This is a genomic window from Acrocarpospora macrocephala (genome assembly GCF_009687865.1).
In the GTDB taxonomy this organism is placed as follows: domain Bacteria; phylum Actinomycetota; class Actinomycetes; order Streptosporangiales; family Streptosporangiaceae; genus Acrocarpospora; species Acrocarpospora macrocephala.
Genome location: NZ_BLAE01000013.1, coordinates 153,219 through 178,876, shown reverse-complemented (window position 1 = coordinate 178,876; position 25,658 = coordinate 153,219). Strand labels below are relative to the sequence as shown.

The following is a 25,658-nucleotide window of genomic DNA, read 5'->3' as shown; positions in this document are numbered from 1 at the left end:
AATTTGGTGCGGCCTGAGGTGGATGTCGATCAGGCCAGGGCTGTGGCCGCGCAGTATTTCGGGGTGGAGGGGGTGGTTGAGGAGCTGGGGAGCAATCAGGATCGTAACTTCCGCATCGACTCGCCTCGGGGGCGGTTCTTGTTGAAGATTGCGAATCCGGCGTTCTCTGATCTGGAGCTGGATGCTCAGGATCAGGCGTTGGTGCGGTTGGCGGAAGCCGTACCGGATATGCGGGTGCCGCGGCCGAAGTTGAGCCGGGATGGGGAGTACATCGCGCGGTTCGGTGCAGATGGAGCCGTGCTGCGGGCTCGGTTGCTGAGTTTTGTGCCGGGGTTTTCGTTGTTCGATTCGCGGTATCTGGCTCCGGTGGTCGTCGGGCGGTTGGGGGCGATGGCGGGTCAGGTGGTGGCGGGGCTAGCGGATTTCCAGCATCCGGGGCTTGAGCGGGTCAGTCAGTGGGATCTGCGGAACGCGCGGAGGGTTTGCGAGGCGCTGGGCGGGTTCATGGCCGATGCGGGGCGGGCCGAGGTCGTGCGCGGTGCGGTCGAGGCGGCGTGTGATCGGCTTGACGCGCTCTCGCCTGAGTTGCGGGTGCAGGCCATTCACGGGGACGTCACGGATGACAACGTCGTCTGCGAGCGGGAACGAAATGGGCGTCCCGTCCCGACGGGACTCATCGATTTCGGTGATCTGGGCAGCGGCTGGATCGTGGGCGAACTGGCGACGACCTGCGCCGCCATTCTGCTTCACTCACCCGAGCGTCCCCTCGCGCTGCTGCCCGCCGTCAGGGCGTTTCACCAGATCGTGCCACTCACCGACGCCGAAATCGCGGCGCTCTGGCCCGCGATCGTCGCCCGCACCGGCGTCCTGGTGGTCAGCGGCGAACACCAGGAGCTCATCGACCCGGACAATGAGTACGCCATCCAACGCATGGACAACGAATGGCAGTCCTTCGAGGCCGCGATGAGCCTCCCGGCCGAGGTCGCACACAGCGCATTCCGCGCCGCATTGACCAAGAAATCCCCCAAACGAACGGCACCACGCGGCTCGCTCCTCCTCCCCGGAATCCCCGAATCCGATGCGGCCATCGTTGACCTGACAGCACAGAGCGAGACACTCCGGGACGGAACCTGGCTGAACCCCGACGCCGAAATTCAGATCGCGCGCCGATCGACCACCACCATTTTCCGGTACGGCGAGGCACGCCTGACCCGCACATCAATACACAGCGACCACGCCCCCGAAAGCGTCTCCCTGGGCGTGGAAATCTTCTGCCCTCCCGGAACTCCAGTGGCCGCTCCCTTCGACGGGGTTCTGTGCTCGGTAACCGGTTCCGTAGTTCTCGCAGGCGACGACGCCGACCTGCATCTACAGGGAATCTCGTCGTCCAGAGATCCCGGTGAACGCGTAAAGGCAGGTGACCTGCTGGGGGAGGTGGCCTCGCACTCGGAAGCTCAGGCTCAAGGGCCACAAAGGCCTGATGACCTGCTGGGGGAGGTGGCCTCGCACTCAGAAGCTCAGGCTCAAGGGCCACAAAGGCCTGGTGACCTACTCGGGGAGTTCGCCCCTCACCGGGAAGCTCAGACGCGAGAGCTACGAGGGCGTGACGACCTGCTGGGGCTATCGGCCGGTGACAGCATGGGGAGGCTTTTCGTTCAGCTGTGCACGCTTCGTGATTCAACGCCTCCCGCGTTTGTCGCGGCTGAGATGGCAGTTGCGTGGGGGAGCGTCTGTCCCGATCCTTCGCCGCTGATCGGGCTGGACTGTGCGGTGCCCGCTGAGCCGACCAGTGGGGATGTGCTTGAGCTGCGGCGGAAGGCTTTCGCCGAGGTACAGGAGAACTACTACGAGGATCCGCCGAGGATCGAGCGTGGTTGGCGGCAGCACTTGAGCGACCTTGATGGCCGGACTTATCTCGACATGGTGAACAATGTCGCCGCCGTGGGTCACGCGCATCCGCGGTTGAACGCGGCGGTCAGCCGTCAATGGAACCTGCTCAACACGAACTCCCGCTTCAATTACCGGGCCGTCGCCGACTTTTCGAAGCGCTTGGCGGATCTGCTGCCCGACCCGCTCGACACCGTCTTTTTGGTGAACAGCGGCTCCGAAGCGGTGGACCTGGCGCTTCGGCTGGCTCAGACGTTCACCCAGCGGCAGGACATCGTCTCTGTCGCGGAGGCGTATCACGGGTGGACGATAGGCTCAGACGCGGTCTCCACCTCGATGGCCGACAATCCCAACGCGCTCACCACGCGGCCCTCATGGGTGCATCCGGTATTCGCACCGAACATGTTCCGGGGACAATTCCGCGGTCCGGACGCCGGTGCCCGATACGTCGAGAACGCCGTCCAGGTCATCGAGACAGCCGTAGCCTCCGGGCAGCCTCCCGCCGCGTTCATCTGCGAAGCCTTCTACGGAAACGCCGGTGGAGTGCCCCTCCCCGACGGATACCTGCAGGACGTCTACACGGCCGTCCGTGCGGCAGGTGGCCTGTGCATCGCCGACGAGGTCCAAGTCGGATACGGCCGGCTCGGCCATCACTTCTGGGGCTTCGAACAGCAGCGCGTAACCCCCGACATCGTCACCGTCGCCAAAGCCATGGGCAACGGCCACCCCCTGGGCGCGGTAATCACCCGCCGAGATATCGCGGAAGCGTTCTCCCGAAACGGCTATTTCTTCTCCTCCGCCGGCGGAAGCCCAGTCAGCTGCGCCGTCGGAATGACCGTCCTCGACATCATCGCCGACGAAGCCCTCCAACAGAACGCCGCCACAATCGGCACTCACCTCCGCACCCGCCTAGAAGCCCTCGCCCACGACCACCCCATCATCGGCGCAGTCCACGGAATGGGCCTCTACATGGGCGTAGAACTAGTCCGAAACCAATCCACCCTAGAACCGGCCCCCGATGAAACCGCCGCCATCTGCGAACGCCTCCTCGACCTCGGCGTAATAGTCCAACCCACCGGCGACCACCTCAACGTCCTAAAAATCAAACCCCCCATGTGCCTCACCCCAGAAAGCGCCAACTTCTTCATCGACACCCTGACCCGCACCCTCCACGACGGCTGGTGACGCCGAACTCAGCGGACTCCTGCTTTTTGGGAGGCTGCGGCTTCGGGGCGGAGGTCGGTGAGGGTGAGCATGTGGGTTGGGGGGTCGGGGAGGATTAGGTGGTGGGTGATGGTGAGGTCGGGGGCGGCGTGGATTAGATCGCCGGGCTTCAGCAGGCGCCAGTTTGGGTCCTCGTCCATGGGTTCGCTGGCTATGACGAGGGCGGGGGCCATGGCGAGGTCGGTGGAGTGGACGCGGATTCGGCCGTGGGTGCCGCAGTGTTGGAGGTCGTGGCTGGTGGGGTGGCGTTTGAGGAAGTAGAGCTCGTGGGTGTCGGGGTAGCGGAGGGCCCACAGGTCGTCGGGGGTGACCAGGATGAGGTTGAGGGCGTAGAGGGGGAGATTGGCGGCGATCCAGCGGACCGCGCTGGTGATGCCCGCTCCGACGTCGCCGCCGTGGGCGCGGGTCTCCCGGGTGATCAGGGCGAAGACGCGTTCGGAGTCGGTGTCGCCTTTCACCAGGTCGAGATCCGGGCCCAGGTGATCGTCGAGCAAGTCCATTCCCTCGACCACGCCGTTGTGCGCGAACAGTCGGCCGTCCTGTTCGAACGGGTGAGTGTTGCGGTCCTCCAGGCCGCCGACGGAGGCGAAACGCACGTGCGCGATGAACGTGGTCGATTCCGCGTCCATCGCCTCCTCGGCGAAACACCGATCCTCGTATGCGGCGATGGGCGCCTTGTAAACGCGCGGAGTGCCGTCCGCGGCGAAATACCCGAGACCCGCCCCGTCGGGATCACGATGGCTCTGTGCCGACAGGCTGTCCGGCGCGCACAGCAGCCAGAAAGTGGCGCTGGTTCGCCGCGGCGCCCCACTCAGCCCGAACAGACGGCACATCCTGATTCCCCTCGACGACTCAACAGATGGCAGATCGCGATTTCCCCGACGGCTCGGTCCGAACAGATGGCAGATCGCCCCGACGACGTTCCTTCTGGGACCTACCCAGATTTCCCGCGTTTTGAATGAACTAGTCTTAATTGAGTCGTGATATGGGCTGTTCCGGCCTGAGTATTGACTGGTATTGCAGCGACACTGATACTCGGTTCACCGTAAGAGAGCGTTCTCACGAGTGGACGAGTGCTATGTCGCCCCCGGATTCTTCGTCGTCCCAGCGCGCGGCCAATCGGGCCCGCGTGGTGCGCGCGTTGCGGGAGCGAGGGGCGCAGAGCCGCCGCGAGCTGACGGAGATCGGGCTGTCCCGCTCGACGGTGAAGAGCGTTGTCGAGGAACTGATCGACGCGGGGATCATTACCGAGTTCGCCGATTCCAGAGCCGCTCGCGGCACCGGGCGCCCGCCCACGCTGGTCGGGCTCAAGGGCGATCTCGGGGTGGCGGTGGGCGTCGAGATCGCCAACGGTGTCGTACGGGCGGCCGTCTGCGACACCGCGCAGGAGTTGCTCGCGCACGACTCCGTACCCACGGATGATCACACCCCGCCGCAGGCGACGCTCAAGACGGTGGGCACGCTGATCGACCAGCTGCTGGACCGGGCCGGTCTCTCGCGGCGGGAGGTGATCGGTGTCGGGATCTCGGTGCCGGGGCCGATCCAGCGGCGTACCGGACTCAACGGGCGGGCCACCACCCTCAAACCGTGGGTGAACGTCAACGCGCACGTAGCGGCGGCGGAAGTGCTGCGCATGCCATTGCTGGTCGACAACGACGCCAATTTCGGGGCGTTGGCCGAGCTCACCTGGGGTGCGGCCAGAGGGCTGCGGGACGTGGCCTACGTTTACACCGCCGCCGGCATCGGTGTCGGCTTCATCCTCAACGGCGCGTTGTACGCCGGCGCCAACGGCACCGCGGGAGAACTCGGCCACACCACCATCGACGAGAACGGAGAAGTCTGCGAATGCGGCGGCCGGGGCTGCCTCAACACGCTCGCCAACGCCGACTCCATCTCCCAGAAACTGTGGCGCAGCTACGGCGATCGCCTGTCCATCGCGGACGTGATCAAGATGGCCCAGCTGGGCGACGTCGGCTGCCGTCGCGTGATCGCGGACGCGGGACGGCATATCGGGCTGGCCGCCGCCAACATGTACAACCTGCTCGACCCCGAGCTGATCATCCTCGGCGGCAACCTCGCCCCCGCGGGTGACCTCCTGCTCGGGCCGCTCCGGGAGTCGATGGCCCGGCGTGCGATCCACGCCGGGGAGGTGCTCCCGCCCTTCGTCGTCGGCGAGCTCAACGAGCATGTGGTCGTCGTGCTCGGCGCGGCCGCCGCGGTCCTGAGGGACGCCGGCGCGTTCCCTCTCCCCAACCAGAGGAACACGGAAAGCACAACGGTCAGAGCCCGAAGGCCCTGACCGTCCGCCGCACGTCAGTGCGGGTCGCACGGTTCGATCGCGGTTGCCGCCGCGGCCGGACCAGTTACGCCACGGGGTGGGCCCGTGGCGGCGATACAAGGTGGAGCAACCATGAATCTACATCGGTATGGGCGGCTACTCGTCGCCGCGGTCGCCCTGGCAGTCGTGGCGGCGTGCGGGTCCCCCGCGTCCGAGACCCCGGCCACCCAGGCCGCCGGCACCGGGAAGCTGAAGATCGCCCTCTCCAACTCCTTCATCGGCAACCAGTGGCGGGTGGAGATGGAGAACGTCTTCAAGGCCGCCTGCGCGATGCCGCCGTACGTCGATCAGGTGGAGTGCAGCGTCTTCAACGCGGGCAACGACGTGTCGACGCAGTCGCGGCAGATCTCGAACCTGATCTCGCAGGGCGTCGACGGCATCGTCATCAACGCGGCCTCGACCAGCGGCCTCAACGGCGTGGTCCAGCAGGCGTGCGACCGGGGCATCGTGGTCGTGTCGTTCGACAACACGGTGGACGCGGCCTGCGGGCTGACCGTCAACACCGACCAGGTCAAGTTCGGCCAGCAGCTGGCGCAGTTCATCGTCGACGAGCTGAACGGCCAGGGCAAGGTAATCATGGTGACCGGGGTCGCGGGGACCGGGGCCGACAACGACCGGAACAAGGGCGCCATGGAGGTGTTCGCGGCCAATCCGGGGATCGAGATCGTCGCCACGTACAGCGGGATGTGGGATTCGGCGACCGCGCAGCGGGCGACGTCCGGGCAACTGCCGAGCCTGCCGAAGATCGACGGGGTGTGGGTGTCCGGCGGGACCGATGGCGTGATCAAGGCGTTCAGCGCGGCCAAGCGGCCGATGCCGGTGGTCGGCGGCGAGGCCGAGAACGGGTTCCGCAAGTACATGGCGGGCATTCTCACGCCGAAGGTGAACGGCATGTCGATCGGGCAGCCGCCGTTCCTGTCGGTGATCTCGCTCGAACTCGCCCGTGGGGTGATCAAGAAAGAGCATCCGAAGGAGAGCATCACGATCCCGTTCCCGGTCGTGACCTCCGACACGCTGGTGCCCGGTGAGACGGTCTTCCCCGATCTGCCGGACAGTTTCTTCGCGGACTTCACCGATTCCGGGCCGAACGCCACGGTCATCCTGTGCCAGCAGGCGGCGACGGACGGCACGCCGTGTCCTGGGAAGACCCTCGACGTCAACTTCGGCAAACGATGAGACCCATGTCGACGCGGTCGGAGATCCCGCCGTCGGCGGCGGTGCTCGCGGTCCGGGCGGCCGGGGTGCACCGCGCCTTCGGCGGTGTCCAGGCCCTCCGGGACGCGTCGTTCGCGGCGCGTCCCGGCGAGATCCACGCCCTGGCCGGGGAGAATGGCGCGGGCAAGAGCACCCTGATCAAGGTCCTGTGCGGGCTGATCAGCGCCGACCGGGGCACGGTCGAGATCTTCGGCCAGCAGGTACGGCGGGTGGTCGAACCGGCCGCCCGCCGCCGGCTCGGGGTGGCCACCGCGTTCCAGGAGCTGTCCCTGCTGCCCGACCTCACCGTCGCGGAGAACCTGCTGCTGCAGGACCCGCCCCGAGGGCGGCTCGGTCTGGTACGGCGTGGGCGGCTCGTCCCCACCGCGGACACGATCCTCCGGAAGTACGGCGTCGACTACATCGACAGCCGCGCCACGACCGCCGACCTGTCGGTCGCCCATCGGCAGATCGTCGAGCTGGTACGGGTACTCGCGCAGGAGCCCCGGGTGGTCATTCTCGACGAGCCGACGGCGGCATTGCCGGACCGGCAGGTCGAATGGCTGGCCGGACATATGCGCCGATTGCGGGATGCGGGGTGTTGCGTCATCTTCACCTCGCATCGCTGGCGCGAGATCGAGCAACTGGCGGATCGGGTCACGGTTTTCCGGAACGGGACGCAGGTGGCGACGCGGGATCGTATCTCGGAGGCCGAGGCGGTGACCCTGATGAGCGGCCGCACGCTGGCCGGAACATATCCCGATATTTCCGCACTTCCGGTCGGCGAGACCGTGCTGCGGGTGGACGAGCTCGCGGGCGGTCGGCTCCGGAAGGTCTCCTTCGACCTGCGCCGAGGGGAGATTCTCGGGGTCGGCGGGCTCGCCGGGCAGGGGCAACGCGACCTGTTCCTCACCTTGTTCGGCGCCCGCCGGGCTGCGGCGGGCACGGTCAGCATCGGCGGGGAACAAGTCGTGATACGTCGCCCTAAAGACGCCATCCGGGTTGGTCTCGGGATCGCGTACGTGCCGGAGGATCGCAAAGCCGAAGGGCTTTTCCTGCCCTTGTCGATCCGGGACAACGTCGCGCTGGCCACGCTCTCCCGGCGCTCCGCGGGCGGTTTCGTCCGGCGGAGAGCGGAACGGTCGGCCGTGACGTCGATCTCCGAGCAGTTGCGCATCGGCGGCGGCCGAGCGAGCAACCAAGCCGTCGGCACGCTGTCCGGCGGCAACCAGCAGAAAGTGGTCATGGCCCGCTGGCTGCTCACCGACGCCCGCATCCTGCTGCTGTTCGACGTCACTCGCGGAGTAGACGCGGCGACGAAACACGACATCTACCAACTGGTCGCCGACCTCGCCGCGCAAGGAAAGGCGATCCTGTTCCATTCCAGCGAGACCGAGGAGATCGCCAACCTCTGTCACCGGGTCCTCGTGCTGCGCGAGGGCCGGATCTCGGCTGAACTTCCCGGCCCGGTAGGTGACGCGGACCAGATCGTGGCCGCGTCCCTGAAGGAGGCATCCGATGCGTGATCTCATCGGGCGGCTCGTGCCCACGCAGGCCGGGCTCGGATACATCGTGCTCGTGGCCACAGCCGCCGCTTATCTGATCGTTTACACGTCGAGCCTTGGGCGATTTCCGACGTCGTTCGACTATCTGTCCATCCTCAACACCATGCTGCCGCTGGTGTTCGTGGCGATCGGCCAGAGCCTGGTGGTGCTCACCGGGGGCATCGATCTGTCGGTGGGGGGAATCGTCAGCCTTTGCGTGGCGGTTACCGCGACCACGGTGACGGGGACGGGGATTGCGCCGTTCGGCTGGCTGATCGTTGTGCTGGTGCTCGGGGCGGCCTGCGGGGCGATCAACGGGGTGATCGTCGCGGCGGGGCGGATCGCGCCGATTCTCGCCACGCTGGCGACGCTGTCCATCTTCACCGGACTGGCCTTGTGGGTGCTGCCGGTGCCGGGCGGGTCGATTCCCTCTGTTGTGCGGAATGTGCTTTCCAATCCGAATGTCCCTACCGGGCTGATCTGGTTGGGGGTGGCGATCGGGGGATGGCTCGTGCTGCGCCGTACCAGATTCGGGATGAGGATCTACGCGGTCGGGAGCGATGAGACCAGCGCCCGCGCCGTCGGCGTGCCGGCGGGGCGGGTGAAGCTCGGCGTTTACGCCCTGTCCGGGCTGTGCGGCGCGCTGGCCTCGGTGTTCTACGTGTCCACGACCACGGCGGGGGATGCCAATGCGGGTGCGCCGTTCATCCTGACGTCGATCGCCTCGGTCGTCGTCGGGGGAGTCGCGTTCACCGGTGGCCGAGGCAGCGCGCTCGGGGCGGTCGCGGGGGCGGTGGCGCTGACCTTGGTGATCGACGTGCTCTTCTTCGCCGGGATCGATCCGCTTTACCAGTCCCTGTTCCAGGGGCTGTTCCTGGTCGTCGCGGTCCTGCTCGGGACCGTCGCCACGCTGGTGGCCCGCCGTCGGAGGGCAGCGGCGTGAACGCCGCGATCACTCCCGACGTGCGGCGCGTGCTCTACGCGTATGCGGTCGCCGCGGCGGTGCTGTCGCTCGGGGCCGTCCTGCACCCGGGCTTCGCCTCCTGGACGAGCCTGCGGGCCGTGCTGGTCGTCGCCGCTTTCACCGGCTTCGTGGCGGCCGGTCAGATGCTGGTCGTGCTGGTGGGCGGCATCGACCTGTCGATCCCCTGGGTGCTCAACGGCGCCGCGATCGTGCTGACCACCACCAGTCTCGGGCAATCCTCCCGGCTGCCGCAGGCTCTCGCGCTGGCGCTCGGAGTCGGCGCGCTGGCCGGGTTCGCCAACGGGATGGGGGTCGCCTGGCTCGGCGTGCCCGCCGTGGTGATGACCCTCGGCATGAACGGCGTCCTGCAAGGACTGTCGCTGGGCCTGTCGAAGGGCCTCACCTGCGCGTCCTGCGGCTCGTACGCGCCGCAGCCGTTGCGCGACCTGTTCGTGGGCGGAGTGGCGGGCATCCCCGCCGCCCTTCTGGTCTGGATCGGCGTGGCGCTCCTCATGACCGTCCTGCTGACCCTCACCACCTTCGGCCGCCGCGTCTACGCCGTGGGCGTCAACTCCCGGGCGGCCTTCCTGTCCGGCGTCGGCGTACGCGGCGTCACGGTGGCCCTCTACACGCTCAGCGGCGTCTTCGCGGCCCTGGCCGGAATCATGCTGGTCGGGTATGGCGGGCAACCCTCCCTCGGCCTCGGCGACCCCTACCTCTTCGAATCCATCGCGGCCGTCGTCGTCGGCGGAGTCTCCATCCTCGGCGGGCGCGGCCACTACCTGGGCGTCGTCGCCGGTTCCCTCACCCTGGTCGCCGTCACCACCTTCCTCCAGGCCCAGCGGGTGCCCGAATACGGCCGCCTCATGATCTATGGCCTGGTGATCCTGGTCATCCTCTTCGCGTACGGACGGGACAAGGCCCATGACTGACATCGACGTCTTCGGCGACGTCACCTGCGACCTCGGCGAGAGCGCCCTCTGGGACGGCAGCCGCTTCTACTGGGTCGACATCACCGGGCAACGCGTGTACGCCAGGGACTGGCCGGACGGTCCCACCCGAACCCTGGCCATGCCGGACCCGGTTGGAGCCGTCGCCCTGCGCGCGAGCGGCGGCCTCGTCGCGGCCCTCCGCCACGCCATCGCCTTCTGCGACCTCGACCAGGGCACCGTCGACATCGTCCGCGAAGTCGAGCCTGACCTGCCGGGCAACCGCCTCAACGACGGCGCGGTCGACCCTTCCGGCCGATTCTGGGTGGGTTCGATGGACCTGTCCGAAGCCGAGCCCACCGGGTCGTTCTACCGCCTGGACGCCGATCTCACGGTCACCAGCGCGTTCAACGGCATCATCTGCTCCAACGGGCCCGCGTGGAGTCCCGACGGCCGGACGATGTATCACGTGGACTCGACCCGGCAACTGATCCGGGCGTACGAGATCGAGCCGTCCACCGGCGAGGTGGGTCGGGGACGCCTCTTCGCCTCCGACGAGGGGACGGGCTGGTACCCCGACGGGGTGACGGTCGACGCTGAAGGATTCATCTGGAACTGCAAATGGGGCGGCTCCCGCATCGTCCGCTACGCTCCCGACGGATCCGTCGACCGTGTCCTCATGGTCCCCGTCCCACGCCCGACCAGATGCGCCTTCGTCGGCCCTGATCAGACGACGCTGGCGGTCACCACCGCCCGCATCGGCCTGAACACCTTCGCCCTCAGCGAGGCGCCGCTCTCCGGCCGCGTGCTCCTTCTGGACCCTGACGCCCGCGGGCTCCCCACTCCATGTTTCGCCGGTTGACCGCGTTCCTTTCGGGCGAGTGAACCGTGCCAGCCTGCCCGCCGTAGCTGGTGGGGACGGGGTTGTTAGATGCTCGATCAAGGGAGTGGTGATGAACAAGTCGCTGGAAGTGCTCACCACAGAGCTCGTCATCGGGGGAATGACCTGCGCCGCCTGCGCGGCCCAGATCGAGCGCTCGCTGCGAAGTTTCGACGGGGTGACGGTGACGGTCAACTACGCGACCGAGCAGGCGACCATCACCCATCCGGCCCATCTGGACCCGGCGACCCTGGTGGCGGAGGTCGAGCGCGCGGGCTACACGGCCGAACTGCGCCACGCGACGCGCTGCGAGGAGGAGCCGCTCAGAGGGCTGGAGGAACGCCTGATCATTTCCGCGTCCTGCGCGGTCGGCGTGTTCGCCCCGGCGGTGATCCCGGCGCTGGGAGTGCCCGGCTGGGAGTGGGTCTCGCTGGCGCTCACCCTCCCCATCGTCGCGTACGGCGCGTGGCCCTTCCATCGGGCGCGCACTCTCGTGTCGCTGGGCATCCTGGCCTCGTTCGGCTGGTCGCTGTGGACCCTCGCGTCCGTCTCCTTCGAGGTGACCGCCGCAATCACTCTCATCGCCCTCACCGGCGCCTACCTGGAGGCCAGAGCCAAACGCCACACCGGTACGGCCCTGCGCGCCTTATTCGATCTCGGCCCCAAAGACGCCACCCTCCTCCGCAACGGCGAGGTGATCCACGTCCCGGCCGACCGCGTCACCGTGGGTGACGCCTTCCTGGTCCACCCGGGCGAGAAGATCGCCACCGACGGCGTCGTGATCGAAGGTCACTCCGCCGTCGACGCCAGCCGGCTGACCGGCGAATCCATCCCGATGGAGGTCGGCGCCGGTGACCGGGTCGTCGGGGCGACGGTCAACGCGGGCGGGCGGCTGATGGTGCGCGCGACCCGGGTCGGCCATGACACCCGCCTCGCCCAGATCACCCGCCTGGCCGAAGCCGCCCAGTCCGGCAAGGCCGAAGTCCAGCGCCTGGCCGACCGGGTGTCCGCGGTCGCCGTCCCCGTGGTCCTCTCGATCGCCGCCACCACCCTGGTGGCCTGGCTCGCCCTGGGCGCGCCCGCGCCGGACGGGATCGGCGCGGCCATCGCCGTTCTGATCATCGCCTGCCCGGCCGCGCTCGGGCTGGCCGCGCCGACGGCGCTTCGGGTCGGCACTGGACGTGGCGCTCAGCTCGGCATCCTGGTCAAAGGCCCGGACACGTTGGAGCGTGCCCGCCGGATCGACACGATCGTGCTGAACAAGACCGGCACGGTGACCGAGGGCCGGATGCGGCTGACCTCCGTGATCGCCGCCGAAGGTGAGTCCCGGGAGGAGATCCTCGCGTTGGCGGGCGCGGTGGAGCGTGCCTCGGAACATCCCATCGCCCGGGCGATCGACGAGGCCGGCGGTTCGGCGCTGCCGGTCGAGGGGTTCGCCGCGTTGCCCGGGCGCGGTGTCGAGGGCTGGGTGGCCGGGAAGTGGGTGCTGGCCGGGCGCCGGGAACTGCTGGTCGAACGGTGGGGCGAGCTGCCGGATTCCCTGGAGAAGGCGCTGGCCGAGGCGGTTGGAACGGTGATCGTCGTCGGGTGGGATGGGCTCGCGCGCGGCGTGCTGGTGATCGCGGATGCCGTGAAACCCATGTCGGCGCGAGCCATCCGGGATCTGAAGGCGCTGGGATTGTCGCCGTTGCTGCTCACCGGAGATCGGGCGTCCGTGGCCGCCCGGGTGGCCGCTGAGGTCGGCGTTAATTTCGTGCTGGCCGGGCTGCTGCCCGAAGGGAAAGTTGAGGCGATTCGGGCGTTGCAGCGGCAGGGACGCGTGGTCGCGATGATCGGCGACGGCGTTAACGACGCGGCGGCCCTCGCTCAGGCCGACCTGGGCATCGCGACGACTACCGACAGGGCGATCGAGGCCTCCGACATCACGCTGGTCCGTGGCGATCTACGGGTGGCTTCCGACGCGATCCGCCTTTCTAGGCGAATCCTGACGACCATCAAAGGCAACCTCTTCTGGGCATTCGCCTACAACCTGGTGGCTCTTCCTCTGGCCGCGACAGGCCTGCTCTCCCCTGTGGTCGCCGCCGCCGCGATGGCCCTGTCGGGCGTGCTCGTCGTCGCTAACAGCCTGCGCCTCCGCCGATTCCGCTAGTGCCACATTCCCACGCGTACGGGGACACCGAGGGAGGCGTGCAGCAAGGGCGGGTTGTCGGGGGCGGGGAGGTTGGCGGCTTGGAGGATGGTTTCGTCCAGGTGGGTGAGGGTCGCTTTGTTGAGAGGCCAGGGCGGATGTTCGACCGTCGCGGCGGCGAGGCGGCCGGAGACCAGGTTGAAGAGGCGGTAGCGGGCGGTCAGGAAGTGGGCCAGCTCGTCGGGGCTGTTGAGGTGGGGGCCGACGTTGACGTCCAGGTTGGCCCGGACGCCGGTGTGGCGGCGCTGGCTGCGGTAGGTCCAGTGGGTGGCATCCCTGGTGACGGACATGTCCGACCAGAAGTAGGGAAGTCGGAAACCGGCCCGGCCGCCCAGAACGGCGGGGAGGCGGGCGGCGTCCAGTGAGAAGAACCAGACGCCGGAACGGCCGGACTCGTCGTGGACGTAGGTGCGGACGTTCGTTTCGGGGAAACGGGACAACCAGGGCAGGGGAGGGGTGCCGGACAGCCGTACCCCTTTCATGAGGAACGGGACCAAGCCCACCCAGGCGCTGCCGTCGAAGGTTTCCACCGTGAGGCCGGGCGGCAGAAGCGGGGCGACGACGCCGGCAGGATAGCGCCAGTGCACAAAGGTCAGCTCCGACCAGCGCTGGTGCATGACCGGTCGGGACACGGTAGGGGACGGCGGGGCTCGCATAACGTGCTCCTACCCGGGAATGAGTCGGCATATTTGGCGAAAATGATGCGCGTCTGTTACCTCACGCGCCACAATAGCCACCGGAAACCAAGGATCGGTCCATACGAGCACGACATAACCGGCGACGCGCCCGGAGGTCAGACGCATGGCCAGCACGCACTCCCCTCGTGACCTGGAGTCCGAACCACGCCGCCCCTGGCGCTTCATCGTGCCGGGGGTCGTGCTCGCCATAGCGGTGCCGGTCGTCATCCTGGCCACCCGGAGCGAGTCCTCGGTGGTTCCCATCGCGGCCGAGCAGCCCGCCACGACCCGGGAACTCAAGGAGACCAGCCTCTGGAATCCGGCGGCGCAGATCACCCCGACCCGCTACTCGGACCGGGCCGCCCTCGAACTCGGCACCCGGTTCACGGTGACCAAGGAAGGCAGCGTCGCCGGAGTGCGCTTCTTCAAGGCGGCGGGCGAGCGCGGCAAGCACACAGGCAGCCTGTGGAGCTCCCGGGGCGTACGGCTGGCGCGGGTCACCTTCACCGCCGAGACCCGATCGGGCTGGCAGGAGGCGCGCTTCGCGCAGTCCGTGGTGGTACGGCCTGGCCAGACGTACACGATCTCCTACCACAGCGACAACGGCACCTACGCGGCCACCCGCGGCAGCCTCGCCACCGCGGAACCGCTCGCCGCCGCCCAAAGGCGCACCGGCGTCTTCCGGTACGGCAAGAGCCGCTTCCCCGAAAAATGGAACCCCAAGAACTACACGTACTACGTAGACCCGATCTTCCAGTGGTGGGAAACCACACCAAAGCCGAACCCGGCTCCGCCCACCTCCACCCCGACGGTCACCGCGACTCCGACAGTCACCGTGACCCCGACGGTCACCGTGACCCCGACGGCGACGACCCCGAGCGTGACCCTCACGCCCGTGCCCATCCCGTCGCCCAGTCCGTCGCCCACCCCGACGCCGACCCTCACCCCGGTGAAGTCGCCCACCCCAACGCCTTCACCCTCACCTTCGCCCTCGCCGTCACCCACCCCGACGCCGACTCCCAGCAAGGACCCGGAGCCCATCCCAACCGGCAAGTTCCCCAACGCGGCCAGCACGGGCGTGACCCCCGGAACCCAGCTCACGGTCGTCAACGGTGACCAGACCTTCTCCACCAACGGCCAGGTCATCACCGGCCGCGAGTTCCGTGGCTTCGTCAAGGTCACCGGCTCCAACATCACCTTCAAGGACTGCGTGTTCCGCGGCGGCTCCACCAACCGCACCATCCCGCTGTTCGACAGCACCCGCGGCAGCAACACCGTGGTCACCGACTCCGAATTCGTCCCCGCCAACCCCAGCGCGGGCGTCGACGGCGCGTGGACCCGCAACACCCAGATCCTGCGCAGCGAGTTCCGCGGCAGCACCGACGGCATCAAGGCGGGCAGCGGCACCCTCATCCAGGACTCGTTCATCCACGACATGACCTGGTTCGCCTCTGACCCCGACCAGGGCGGCGGCCCCACGCACAACGACGGCGTGCAGTCGATGGCGGGCGAAACCGGCGTGACCCTGCGCCACAACACGATCGACATGTCGACCACGAAGGACGCCAACGCGGCCCTGCAGTCGTCCGCGCCCAACAGCCTCGTGGTGGACAACTTCCTGGACGGCGGCGGCTGCACCCTCAACTTCAGCCACAACGGCCTGAACGGCGCCCTGACCGGCGTCAAGGTCAACGGCAACAGGTTCGGCCGCAACTCGTTCTTCGACTGCCCGATCCTGGTCAGCACCCGCACCACGCTGTCGGAACTCACCGGCAACGTGTTCGACGACACCTCCGGCCCGATTCCCCAGCCAGAACGCCACGACTGAGCCGTACCAGACCTACGTCTGAAGGAAGCGGTTCAGCAGGACGATGGCCTCGTCGACCCCCTCCCGATCGCCGGTCAGGAGGAGGTCGAAGAGGAGGCCGCGGGTCGCGGCCAGGCTCAGCCGCGCGTACGCGGGGGCCTCGGCCGGGTCGATTCCGCCGCTAACGAAGAGTTCGGTCAGCGGGGGAAGCCAGACGGCGATGAGGTCGCCGCGCAGGCCCTCCGTGTGCGGGCGCTTCTGCATCGCGTGCGCGGACAGTTCGAAGAAGAGGCGGCCGTAGGTGAGGGTGGCCTCGACCACGCCATCCCAGTAGCGCTGCGAACGTTCCGCCACGGTCAGGTCGTCGTCGCCCGTGAACATGGCGAGGGACGCGCGTTGCTGGGCCTCGACGGCGCGGACGACCTCGGCGAGCAGGCCTTCGCGGGAGCCGAAATGGTAGATCAGCATGCGGTGGCTGGTGCCGAGGCCGGTCGCGATCGACCGCAGGCTGGCGTCGCCGATGCCGTGCGTGGCGAAGTAGTCGATCGCCTCGCCCAGCAGCTTCTCCTTGGGCGTCACGCCTGCTCGCTCCGGGCTTTCAGGCCCTGGCCCTCCAGGTGGAGGTAGCGGTTGATCAGCTTTCCGAGCGGCCTGCCCATCAGGGCGCCGAGCGGGCCCTGCTGGTCGATCGTGAGGCGGGCGACCGTGCCGGCCGGGGTGGATTCGACGTGGTGGCCGGCGGCGATCCGGACGCCAGGACTCTTGCTCACCCAGGCGAAGTATTCGCCCTCGACCAGCTCGGTGACCTGCCAGACCCCGACGGGCAGCTTCGGCTGCTTGATTCTCGCCCGGGAACCGATCTTCAGCGGCCCGGGGTCGAGCAGCTCGACCGAGTCGACCGTGTCGGTCCACTCGGGCCAGCGTTCGATGTCGGTGAACACTTCCCACACGCGTTGCGGTGTGGCGTCGATGGATACGGATGATTCAAAGCGCATGTACCAAATGGTACATGTCTAGACGTCCAGCTTCACCTGGTAATCCCTGAGCCAGGCGTCGAGCTGGAGTATGCGCTCCAGCGGGGCCCGGTGGCCCAGTGAGCTCGTCTCGTCCAGGGGCTGCCGGAGCCTGGCGCGCATGGCGGCCAGGTCCATGATCCGGCGGCTGGGCAGGTCGTAGTTGCGCATCAGGTCGCGGACGGCCTGGCGCAGGGCGTGCTCGTAGCCGGGGTCCTGGGTGGACGGGTACGGGCTCTTGACTCGTTGCAGGACCGACTCGGGCAAAACGTCCGCGCAGGCCGCGCGGAGCAGGCTCTTCTCGCGGCCGTCGAAGGTCTTCATGGCCCAGGGGGCGTTGAAGACGTACTGCACCAGCCGGTGGTCGCAGAAGGGGACGCGGACTTCCAGACCGACGGCCATGCTCATGCGATCTTTGCGATCCAGGAGCATCTGGACGAACCTGGTCAGGTTCAGGTAGCTGAGCTCGCGCATGCGCCGTTCGTGGCCGGTCTCCCCGGGCAGCCGGGGCACCTCGGTGAGCGCTTGGTGGTAGCTGTCGGTCCGGTAGGCGGGAACGTCCAGCGCCTGCCGCAGATCCTCGTCCAGCATGTCCAGGTTCACGCCGCCGCTGATGTCGCCCAGCGCCAGCCACGGGAACATGTCGGCGTTGACCGCCACCGGGTCGTGGAACCACTGATAGCCGCCGAACACCTCGTCGGCCGATTCACCGGACAGGGCGACCGTGGAGTGCCCGCGGATGGCCTTGAACAGCAGGTAGAGCGAGGTGTCCATGTCGCCCATGCCAACGGGCAGGTCGCGCGCGTGCAGCACTCTCGCGCGGACCGCCGGGTCCATCAGCTCACCGGAGTCGAGCACGATGTCGGCATGCTCGGAGCCGACGTGGCGGACCAGATCGTGCACGTACGGCGTGTCAGGGGTCGCGCGCGCGGCGTCGGGCTTGAAGTTCTCGGTGTAGCCGACGAAGTCGACGGAGAACGAGCGGACCGTGCCCATGCCCTGCGCGCGCAGGTCCTTCGCGGCGAGCGCGGTGACCGCGCTGGAGTCCAGGCCGCCGGACAGCAGCGTGCACAGGGGAACGTCGCTGATCAGCTGGCGGGTGATGATGTCGTCCAGCAGTCCGCGCACCGTGGCCACGGTGGTCTCGACGTCGTCGGGGTGCTCGTGGGACTCCAGCTGCCAGTATCGGCGCTTGGTGATACCGGAACGGCGCACTGTGACGGTCTGGCCGGGGCGCACTTCGTACATGCCTCGGAAGATCGCGTGTTCCGGTGTCTTGACGAATGCCAGCATCTCGCGCAGCCCGTCCGCGTCGACCACCCGCTCGGCGAGCGGGTTGGCCAGGATCGCCTTGGGCTCCGAGCCGAACAGCACCCCCTGCGCGGTCGGGTAGTAGTAGAGCGGCTTGATGCCCATCCGGTCCCGCACCAGCAGCAGTTCCTCCCGCCTGACATCCCAGACCGCGAAGGCGAACATGCCGTTGAGATGCCCGGCGAGCTCCTGACCCCATTCGAGATAGGCGCGCAGCACGACCTCGGTGTCACTGCGCGTCCTGAACCGGTGCCCGCGTGCTTCCAGCTCCCGCCGCAGCTCCAGGAAGTTGTAGACCTCCCCGCTGTAGGTGAGCACGGCCAGTTCCCGCCCGTCCTCCTCGGCGATCATCGGCTGCCGCCCGCCCGCGAGGTCGATGATGGCCAGCCGGCGATGCCCGATCGCCGCGTGCGCCGCCGTCCAGAGCCCCTCGTCGTCCGGCCCGCGGCAGGCCATCGTGTCCACCATCGCCTGAGCGATCTCCCCGGACCTGGTCAGGTCCCGCTCATAGTCCACCCACCCGGTGATTCCGCACATGCTAGTGACAACACCGTGATCAGAAACCGATATGCCCAGGTCAAGCACTCTTTGAGGTCAGTAGGGGAATTATCTGCTGAAGCCTGCGGTCAGGCCGCTGAGGAGTTGGCGGCGGCCGACGACGTACAGGATGAGGATCGGAAGGGTGGTGAGGACGACGGAGGCGAGGATGGCGGGGACGTTCACGCTGTACTGGCCCTGGAAGGCCCAGAGCGCGAGCGGCAGGGTGCGCTTGTCGGGGCTCTGGGTGAGGATCAGCGGCAGCAGGAAGCCGTTCCAGATGGTCAGCGCGTTGTAGATCGCCACCGTCACCACGGCGGGCCGGGTGAGCGGGAACGCCAGGCGCCAGAGCGTCGCCCACTCGGTGGCGCCGTCGATCCGCATCGACTCGAACAGTTCCCTGGGCACGTCGCGGATGAAGTTGGACAGGACGAGCACGGACAGCGGGATCGCGAAGGCGATCGACGGCAGGATCATCCCCAGGAGGCTGTCGTACAGGTGCAACCTGATGATGATCAGGTAGATCGGGATGATGGTGGCTTGCAGCGGGATGGCCAGACCCATGAGGAACAGCGAGTTCACGATGCGCAGGACCCGGCTGGAGGCGCTCCGCACGATCGCGTAGGACGCCATGAAGGACATGAGGACCGCGGGGATCACCGCGCCGAGGGTGACGATGAGGCTGTTGATGAAGTACTGCGCGAAGTCGGCCTCGATGACCATCTGGTAGTTCCGCAGCGTCGGTTCGGTCGGCGGCGCCAGCGGGTTGGTCGCGTAGTAGCTGCTCTGCAGCTTGAAGCTGGTGATGACGATCCAGTAGATGGGGATCACCACGACCGCCAGCCAGAGCCAGCCGGCCACACCCGCCAGCCAGTTCCGGTGGCCGCCGACCGCGCCCTGGCGGGTGGTGGGCCGGGGCCGTGCCGCGGCGGCCTGCTCCTGTTGCTGGGTCAGGGTCGTCGCCATGTCAGGCCCCTTCCATCTGGCTGGAGGAGGGATCCCGGCCGCCGAGCCTGCGCAGCAGCAGCGCCAGCGCCAGGCCCACCAGGACGAGGATGACGGCGATCGCGCTGGCCGGCCCCATCAGGTTGGCCTGGAAGCCGCGCTTGTACATGTCCAGGGCGAGCACCCGGGTGGCGTCGCCCGGGCCGCCCTCGGTCAGCACGAAGATGAGGTCGAAGAAGGTCAGCGACCCGACGACCATGAGGGTCGAGGAGGTGATGATCGTGTATTTGAGCTGCGGCAGGGTGATGCTGAAGAACCGGCGGACCCGTCCCGCGCCGTCCAGCTCCGCGGCCTCGTACATCGAACGAGGGATTTGCCGCACCCCGGCCTGGTAGATCAGCGAGTGGAACGGGATGAACTGCCAGGACACGACGAAGATAACGATGCCGAAGGCGAGGTGGGCCTCGCCGAGCCAGTCCTGGGCGAGCAGCTCGATGCCCAGCCCGGCGCCGAGCCCGAAGTTCGGGTCCAGCAGCGCCTTGTACGTGATGGCGATGGCCGCCGAACTGAGCAGCAGCGGCACGAAGTACAGCACGGCCAGCACGGCCCGGTAGCGCTGCCGACCGGCCAGGAACACCCCGAGCAGCAGGCTGGCCGGGGTCTGGACCGCCCAGGACAGGGCCATCACCAGGAACGTCACCCACAGCGCGTGCGGCAGGCCCGGGTCGGTCAGTACCGCGTGCCAGCTGGTGAAGCCCGACACGCTGATGTCGCCGATCCCGTCCCACGAGGTGAAGCTGAGCGCCAGCACCCCCACCAGCGGGATCACGGCGAAGCCGACGAAGAACACCAGAGCGGGCACGGCCAGCCACGCGAGGGAGCCATGACGACCTCGCGTGGTGGCCGGGGTCACGCTCACTTGCCGATGACCGCGTTCATGTTGGCCGCGAACTCTTCCGGGGTGATCGACAGCTGGAACAGCTGGGAGATGTTGTCCAGCAGGGTCTCCGCCGCGGTCGGGCTGAGCGCCTGGTCCCAGGACTGGCCGAACGCCTTGGCGTTGCTGGCCACGCCGTACACGAACTCCAGCCACGCGGCGTCCTTGGAGGAGGCCAGCGCGCTCTCGGAGCCCTTGGCGATCGGCACCGAGCCGGTGTCGATCCACTGCTTGACCTCGTCGGGGGACAGGACCTGGGTGGCGAAGAACTTCTTGGCGGTCTCCTTCTGCTCCGGAGTCGCCTTGGAGTAGATCGACAGGTACTGGCCGGGGTTGCCGACGGTGTTGCTGGGGTCGCCCTTGCCGCCCTCGACCGGCGGGAAGTTCATGTAGCCGAGGTGGCCGCCGGACACGAAGTCGCCCCCGTCCAGGGCCATGCTCCCGTAGGTCCAGGTGCCGTGCAGCATCATCGCGGCCTTACCCGTGTAGAGCAGCGCCTGGTCGGCGTTGGAGTCCGCGGTGATCGAGGAGAAGCCCTTGATGAACCCGTCGGCCTTGACCAGGTCCTGCACCTTGGTCAGGGCGTCCAGCGCGGCCGGGTTGGACCAGGCGTCCTTCTGGGCGTCGAACACGGCCCCGAACAGCTCGGGACCGCCGACACGGTCGAAGAGGAACTCCAGCCACATCATGTTCGTCCAGCGGGACTGCCCGCCGAGCGAGAACGGCGCGATGCCCGCGGCGTTGAACTTGGGCACCAGCTCCATGATGTCGCCCCAGGACTCCGGCGGCTGGACGCCGACCTGGTCGAAGACCTTCTTGTTGTAGAACAGGACGATCGGCTGGACCGCCTCGGCGGGCATCGCGTAGATCTTGCCGTCGATCGTCGCGGCGCCGAACGAGGACGGGAACAGCCGGTCCTTGATCGCGGGGTTCTGGTCGAACCACGGGGTGAGGTCGTCGACCTGGCCGGCCTGCACGTAGGTGCGCAGCGTGCCACCGCCCCAGCCCCAGATGATGGTGGGCGCCTGCCCGGCCCCGAGCGCGGTCTTGATCTTCGTCTTGTACGCGTCGTTCTGGAAGGTCGTCGCGGCGATCTGGGTGTTGGGGTTGGCCTTGTTGAACCTGTCCACGGAGGCGGTGCGGATGCCCTCCTGCGGCTGGGTGCTCAGATACCAGTAAGTGGCCTTGCCGGCGGCGGCGCCGCCCCCGCTCGCGCCGCCGCCGGTGGGGGTGGGGCCCGAACTGCCGCAGGCGGCGAGCGCGGCTCCCACGGGCACGCCCATGGCGAGGCTGAGGAAAGTGCGGCGAGATGTTGTCCTGGGCTCCACGCTGATCTCCGTACTCGAGAGCTGGTTGATCATCGGATGCGGTGGCCTGCCGTCGAGGATCAGCACCCCCCATGCCGTACGCCCTTGAGCCGGTCTACCGAAACATTTGCGACATGACCGCGCGGGTTGGAATCTAAGTTTCACGTGTTTGCCTGTCAAGAGGCACTTGGGGCGGCTGTGGAGATTATGTCGGGACATAGGCATTGAACTGGGGTTTTAATGCGGATATTGTCTGGCGGGCAGGTCACGCCACTGTCTCGAAATATTTCGAAAGTTCTCGGCAAGTTGATCGTGAGGAGAGCAGCAGATGACCGCTCCAGACCGGGTCACCCGCCGGTGGCAGGACCCGACGCTTCCCGTGGCCGACCGGGTCGACGCGCTCCTCGCGGAGATGACCATCGAGGAGAAGGTCGCCCAGCTCGGCAGTCAGTGGGTGGGCAACGAGAAGCTCGTCGCCCAGGAGCACGACGCCGCCGGGACGCTGAACGTCGCGCCGCTGCAGGATGTGCTGGCGGCGGGGACTGTCCCATTCGAGGAGGCTGTACGGCACGGGATCGGGCAACTGACGCGCGTGTTCGGCAGCGAGCCGGTGACGGCTGCGGAGGGGGCCGCCGAGGTGGTACGGCTTCAGCGTGCGGTCACCGAGCATTCCCGGCTGGGAATTCCGGCACTCGTGCACGAAGAATGCCTTACGGGATTTACGACTTATGGTGCGACCGTATATCCGGCCGCCATTGCTTGGGGGGCGACGTTCGATCCCGAACTGGTGGAGCGGATGGCTGCGGCTATCGGGCGGGATATGCGTGCCGTGGGCGTGCATCAGGGGTTGTCGCCGGTGCTTGATGTGGTTCGCGACTATCGCTGGGGGAGGGTCGAGGAGACGATCGGGGAGGATCCGTACCTGGTTGCGATGCTGGGTAGTGCCTATGTGCGCGGGCTGGAGGGTGCTGGGGTCATCGCCACGCTCAAGCACTTCGCCGGGTACTCGGCGTCGCGGGCGGCTCGCAATCACGGTCCCGTCTCGATGGGGCGGCGCGAGATGATGGACGTGATCCTGCCGCCGTTCGAGATGGCGATCACGCTGGGTGGGGCGCGTTCGGTGATGAACTCCTACTCCGACGTGGACGGGGTTCCGGCTGCGGCCGACTCTTGGCTGCTGACCGATTTGCTGCGCGGGGAGTGGGGGTTCACCGGGACGGTGGTTTCGGACTATTGGGCCATTCCGTTCCTCGCAACGATGCATCAGGTGGTCGCCGACACCGGCGAGGCGGGGGTGCTGGCGCTTACCGCGGGCATCGACGTTGAGCTCCCCGACACGCAGGGCTTCGGACCGCACCTCGCCGAGCGGATCGCCCGGGGCGAGCTGCCGGAATCGGTGGTGGATAGGGCGGCGCGTCGGCTGCTCACCCAGAAGGTGGAACTCGGACTGCTCGACGAGGCATGCGATGCGGCCCACGAGACGGCCGTGGAACCGGTCGATCTGGACTCGCCCGCTAGCCGTGCGCCCGCTCGCGAGATGGCTGAGGGGTCGATCGATCTGGACTCGCCCGCTAGCCGCGCCCCTGCCCGCGAGATGGCTGAGGGGTCGGTTGATCTGGACTCGCCCGCTAGCCGTGCGCCCGCCCGCGAGATGGCCGAGAGGTCGGTTGACCTTGACTCTCCGGCCAACCGCGCGCCCGCCCGCGAGATGGCCGAGGGACCGGTTGACCTTGACTCTCCGGGCAACCGCGCGCTGGCTCGCGAGATGGCCGAGCGGTCGGTCGTCCTGCTCGACGCGGGAACCGCGTTGCCCCTGGTCGGAGGCGGTCTGCGGCGGATCGCCGTGGTCGGGCCCGGGGCGGATGATCCGCGCGTTTTCATGGGGTGTTACGCCTTCCCCAACCATGTCCTGCCCCGCCATCCGGGCCTGGGGCTCGGCCTCGACGCGCCCAGCGTGCTCGACGCGCTGCGGGTCGAATTCCCGGAGGCTGAGATCGTCCACGAGCGGGGCTGCGAGATCCGGGGCACCGACAGGTCGGGCTTCGCGGCGGCGGTGTCCCGGGCTCGGGCGGCGGATCTGTGCGTCGCCGTCGTGGGGGATCGGGCGGGCATGTTCGGGGAGGGGACCTCCGGGGAGGGCTGCGACGCCGAGGATCTGCGGCTGCCCGGAGTGCAGGAAGAGCTGGTGGCCGAGCTCGCCGCCACCGGGACGCCGGTCGTGGTGGTCGTCGTGTCCGGGCGGCCGTACGCGCTGGGAGAGGTGCACGGGAAGGCCGCCGGGCTGGTGCAGGCGTTCATGCCCGGGGTGGAGGGTGGAGGGGCGATTGCCCGTATAATCTCGGGTCGTGTCCAGCCCGGAGGCAAGCTGCCCGTACAGATCCCCCGCTGGCCGGGTGGGCAGCCGGGCACGTACCTGCAGCCGCCTCTGGGAACCGACAGCCAGGGCATCAGCAACCTCGACCCGACGCCGCTGTTCCCGTTCGGCTACGGCGCTTCGTACACCACTTTCGAGGTCGGCGATCTCCAGATCAGCGACGCCGAGATTCCCACCGACGGCGAGTTCACCGTGTCCGTCCGGGTTCGCAACACCGGTGCGCGAGCGGGTGAGGAGGTCGTGCAGTTGTACCTGCACGACGTGCTCGCCCAGGTCACCCGGCCGGTGAGGCAGCTGGTGGGCTTCGTGCGGGTGGCGGTCGATCCTGGCACGAGCCGGGAGGTGCGGTTCCGCGTGCACGCCGACCGGACTTCCTTCACCGGCCGTGACCTGCGGCGCATCGTCGAACCGGGGGACGTCGAGGTGCTCGTCGGCACCTCCGCCGCCGACCTGCCCTGCCAGGGCGCGGTCCGGCTGACCGGTCCGGTGCGGGTCGTCGGGCCTGGTCGGCGGCTGGTGACACCGGTAGATGTCGGCCCGCCGAGGGGAACAGATGCCGAGTCCTAGACGTGCCACGCTGGCCACCGTCGCCGCCTCCGCGGGCGTGTCGGTCGCGACGGTGTCCAAGGTGCTCAACGGGCGTAGCGACGTGGCGCCCGCGACGCGTTCGCTGGTGCAGTCGCTGCTGGTGCAGCACGACTATGTCGCGTCCTCGCCGCGCCGGGGGGAGAGCTCGGGGCGGGACACGGTGGAGGTGCAGCTCGACAAGGCGCTCAACGCGTACTCCACCGAGATCCTTCAGGGGGCGGTGGAGGCGGGAGCGGATGTAGGCGTCGCAGTCGTCGTCAGCGTGCGGCAGCGGGCCGCGCGGCCGGTCGCGTGGGCTCGCGATCTGGCCGGCGCCGGGCGGCGGGCGTTGATCGCGGTGACCAGCGAGCTGACCACCGGGCACCTGAGCGCGCTGTCGCGGGCACGGCTGCCGCTCGTCATGATCGATCCGTTGAACCTGCCGCGGGCGCGCGTGACCAGCATCGGGTCGACGAACTTCTCGGGTGGGCTGGCGGCGACGCAGCATCTGCTCTCGCTCGGCCATCGGCGGATCGCCTACATCGGCGGCCACGCGACGGCGGCCTGCCATCAGGCGCGGATGCATGGATATCGGGCCGCCATGGAGGCCGAAGGCGCGGTCGTGCTCCCGCATTACGTGCAGACAGGGCATTTCCAGTATCACGACGGTGTGGTGGGCGGTGCAACGCTGCTCGACCTGCCAGAACCCCCAACAGCGATCTTCGCAGGCAACGACGCGACCGCGCTCGGCATCATCGAGGCCGCCAGGGCGCGGGGCCTGCGCATCCCCGAGGACCTCAGCATCGTCGGCTTCGACGACACCCAGATCGCCCCAATGGCTTCACCTCCGCTCACCACCATCCGCCAGCCCCTCCGGGAGATGGGCGCCGTCGCCCTGCGCACCGGCCTCCGCCTGGCGGCGGGCGAGAAAATCGACTCCCATCACGTCGAACTCGCCACATCACTGGTCGTCCGGGGATCGACCGCCGTCGCCCGGTAGGACCACTCAGCCGGGTATCTCGGGCACGAGTGGGA

Annotated in this window: 19 protein-coding genes; 11 read left to right on the top strand and 8 right to left on the bottom strand. The window is 68.2% G+C overall.

Translation table 11 applies throughout. From position 1 onward, the window contains the following. Nucleotides 1–18 precede the first annotated feature (18 nt). The gene (locus tag Amac_RS13370) at nt 19–3,072 is read left to right on the top strand and encodes an aminotransferase family protein (RefSeq protein WP_170322469.1); all 3,054 of its coding nucleotides are present in this window, start codon (nt 19–21) and stop codon (nt 3,070–3,072) included. Between the two features lie 8 nt (nt 3,073–3,080). On the opposite strand, the gene Amac_RS13365 is transcribed toward Amac_RS13370, so the two are convergent. Then, nucleotides 3,081–3,944 (bottom strand): class II glutamine amidotransferase, encoded by an 864-nt coding sequence (locus Amac_RS13365; RefSeq protein ID WP_155354669.1) that lies wholly within the window; start codon nt 3,942–3,944, stop codon nt 3,081–3,083. 245 nt (nt 3,945–4,189) lie between these two features. Between Amac_RS13365 and Amac_RS13360 the strand changes: the two genes are divergently transcribed. The 7 genes from Amac_RS13360 to Amac_RS13330 all read left to right on the top strand — a co-directional run bounded on the left by Amac_RS13360 (nt 4,190) and on the right by Amac_RS13330 (nt 13,109). Continuing rightward, nucleotides 4,190–5,410 carry an ROK family transcriptional regulator gene (locus tag Amac_RS13360; protein WP_170322468.1) on the top strand — a complete coding sequence of 407 codons (1,221 nt, stop codon included), beginning with the start codon at nt 4,190–4,192 and terminating at the stop codon, nt 5,408–5,410. 111 nt (nt 5,411–5,521) lie between these two features. Beyond that, the gene (locus Amac_RS13355; RefSeq protein ID WP_155354667.1) at nt 5,522–6,625 is read left to right on the top strand and encodes a sugar ABC transporter substrate-binding protein; all 1,104 of its coding nucleotides are present in this window, start codon (nt 5,522–5,524) and stop codon (nt 6,623–6,625) included. 5 nt (nt 6,626–6,630) lie between these two features. Next, the gene (locus tag Amac_RS13350) at nt 6,631–8,169 is read left to right on the top strand and encodes a sugar ABC transporter ATP-binding protein (RefSeq protein ID WP_155354666.1); all 1,539 of its coding nucleotides are present in this window, start codon (nt 6,631–6,633) and stop codon (nt 8,167–8,169) included. Continuing rightward, nucleotides 8,162–9,130: an ABC transporter permease gene (locus Amac_RS13345; RefSeq protein ID WP_155354665.1), complete on the top strand. Its 969-nt coding sequence runs from the start codon at nt 8,162–8,164 to the stop codon at nt 9,128–9,130. The genes Amac_RS13350 and Amac_RS13345 overlap by 8 nt, the downstream gene beginning before the upstream one ends. After that, nucleotides 9,127–10,083 (top strand): ABC transporter permease, encoded by a 957-nt coding sequence (locus Amac_RS13340; RefSeq protein WP_155354664.1) that lies wholly within the window; start codon nt 9,127–9,129, stop codon nt 10,081–10,083. Before Amac_RS13345 ends, Amac_RS13340 begins: the two co-directional genes overlap by 4 nt. After that, entirely contained in the window at nt 10,076–10,942 is an 867-nt protein-coding gene (locus Amac_RS13335; RefSeq protein WP_155354663.1) for an SMP-30/gluconolactonase/LRE family protein, read from the top strand. The genes Amac_RS13340 and Amac_RS13335 overlap by 8 nt, the downstream gene beginning before the upstream one ends. A 91-nt stretch (nt 10,943–11,033) precedes the next feature. Beyond that, nucleotides 11,034–13,109, top strand: a complete 2,076-nt coding sequence (locus Amac_RS13330) for a heavy metal translocating P-type ATPase (RefSeq protein ID WP_155354662.1) — start codon at nt 11,034–11,036, stop codon at nt 13,107–13,109. Here Amac_RS13330 and Amac_RS13325 read toward each other — a convergent pair. Further along, a complete protein-coding gene (locus Amac_RS13325; RefSeq protein WP_155354661.1) occupies nt 13,106–13,804 on the bottom strand; it encodes a YqjF family protein in 699 nt (232 codons plus the stop codon). The two genes, Amac_RS13330 and Amac_RS13325, sit on opposite strands and share 4 nt — an antisense overlap. Nucleotides 13,805–13,949: 145 nt before the next feature. Here Amac_RS13325 and Amac_RS13320 point away from each other — a divergent pair, with 145 nt between their 5' ends. Continuing rightward, nucleotides 13,950–15,653 carry a DUF4082 domain-containing protein gene (locus tag Amac_RS13320; RefSeq protein ID WP_155354660.1) on the top strand — a complete coding sequence of 568 codons (1,704 nt, stop codon included), beginning with the start codon at nt 13,950–13,952 and terminating at the stop codon, nt 15,651–15,653. A gap of 12 nt (nt 15,654–15,665) precedes the next feature. Here Amac_RS13320 and Amac_RS13315 read toward each other — a convergent pair whose 3' ends face one another. The 6 genes from Amac_RS13315 to Amac_RS13290 all read right to left on the bottom strand — a co-directional run bounded on the left by Amac_RS13315 (nt 15,666) and on the right by Amac_RS13290 (nt 21,769). After that, a complete protein-coding gene (locus Amac_RS13315; protein WP_155354659.1) occupies nt 15,666–16,211 on the bottom strand; it encodes a TetR/AcrR family transcriptional regulator in 546 nt (181 codons plus the stop codon). Then, nucleotides 16,208–16,627, bottom strand: coding sequence for an SRPBCC family protein (locus Amac_RS13310; protein ID WP_155354658.1), 420 nt, complete (start codon nt 16,625–16,627; stop codon nt 16,208–16,210). Before Amac_RS13310 ends, Amac_RS13315 begins: the two co-directional genes overlap by 4 nt. Nucleotides 16,628–16,645: 18 nt before the next feature. Next, nucleotides 16,646–18,493 (bottom strand): asparagine synthase (glutamine-hydrolyzing), encoded by a 1,848-nt coding sequence (asnB, locus tag Amac_RS13305; protein ID WP_155354657.1) that lies wholly within the window; start codon nt 18,491–18,493, stop codon nt 16,646–16,648. 69 nt (nt 18,494–18,562) lie between these two features. Beyond that, nucleotides 18,563–19,459 (bottom strand): carbohydrate ABC transporter permease, encoded by an 897-nt coding sequence (locus tag Amac_RS13300; RefSeq protein ID WP_155354656.1) that lies wholly within the window; start codon nt 19,457–19,459, stop codon nt 18,563–18,565. A 1-nt stretch (nt 19,460) separates the two neighbouring features. After that, nucleotides 19,461–20,357, bottom strand: coding sequence for a carbohydrate ABC transporter permease (locus tag Amac_RS13295; RefSeq protein WP_155354655.1), 897 nt, complete (start codon nt 20,355–20,357; stop codon nt 19,461–19,463). Further along, nucleotides 20,354–21,769, bottom strand: coding sequence for an extracellular solute-binding protein (locus tag Amac_RS13290; protein WP_246268293.1), 1,416 nt, complete (start codon nt 21,767–21,769; stop codon nt 20,354–20,356). Before Amac_RS13290 ends, Amac_RS13295 begins: the two co-directional genes overlap by 4 nt. A gap of 241 nt (nt 21,770–22,010) precedes the next feature. Here Amac_RS13290 and Amac_RS56085 point away from each other — a divergent pair, with 241 nt between their 5' ends. After that, nucleotides 22,011–24,623: a beta-glucosidase family protein gene (locus Amac_RS56085; protein WP_170322467.1), complete on the top strand. Its 2,613-nt coding sequence runs from the start codon at nt 22,011–22,013 to the stop codon at nt 24,621–24,623. Then, nucleotides 24,610–25,623: a LacI family DNA-binding transcriptional regulator gene (locus Amac_RS13280; protein ID WP_155354654.1), complete on the top strand. Its 1,014-nt coding sequence runs from the start codon at nt 24,610–24,612 to the stop codon at nt 25,621–25,623. Before Amac_RS56085 ends, Amac_RS13280 begins: the two co-directional genes overlap by 14 nt. The last annotated feature ends 35 nt before the right edge of the window (nt 25,624–25,658 follow it).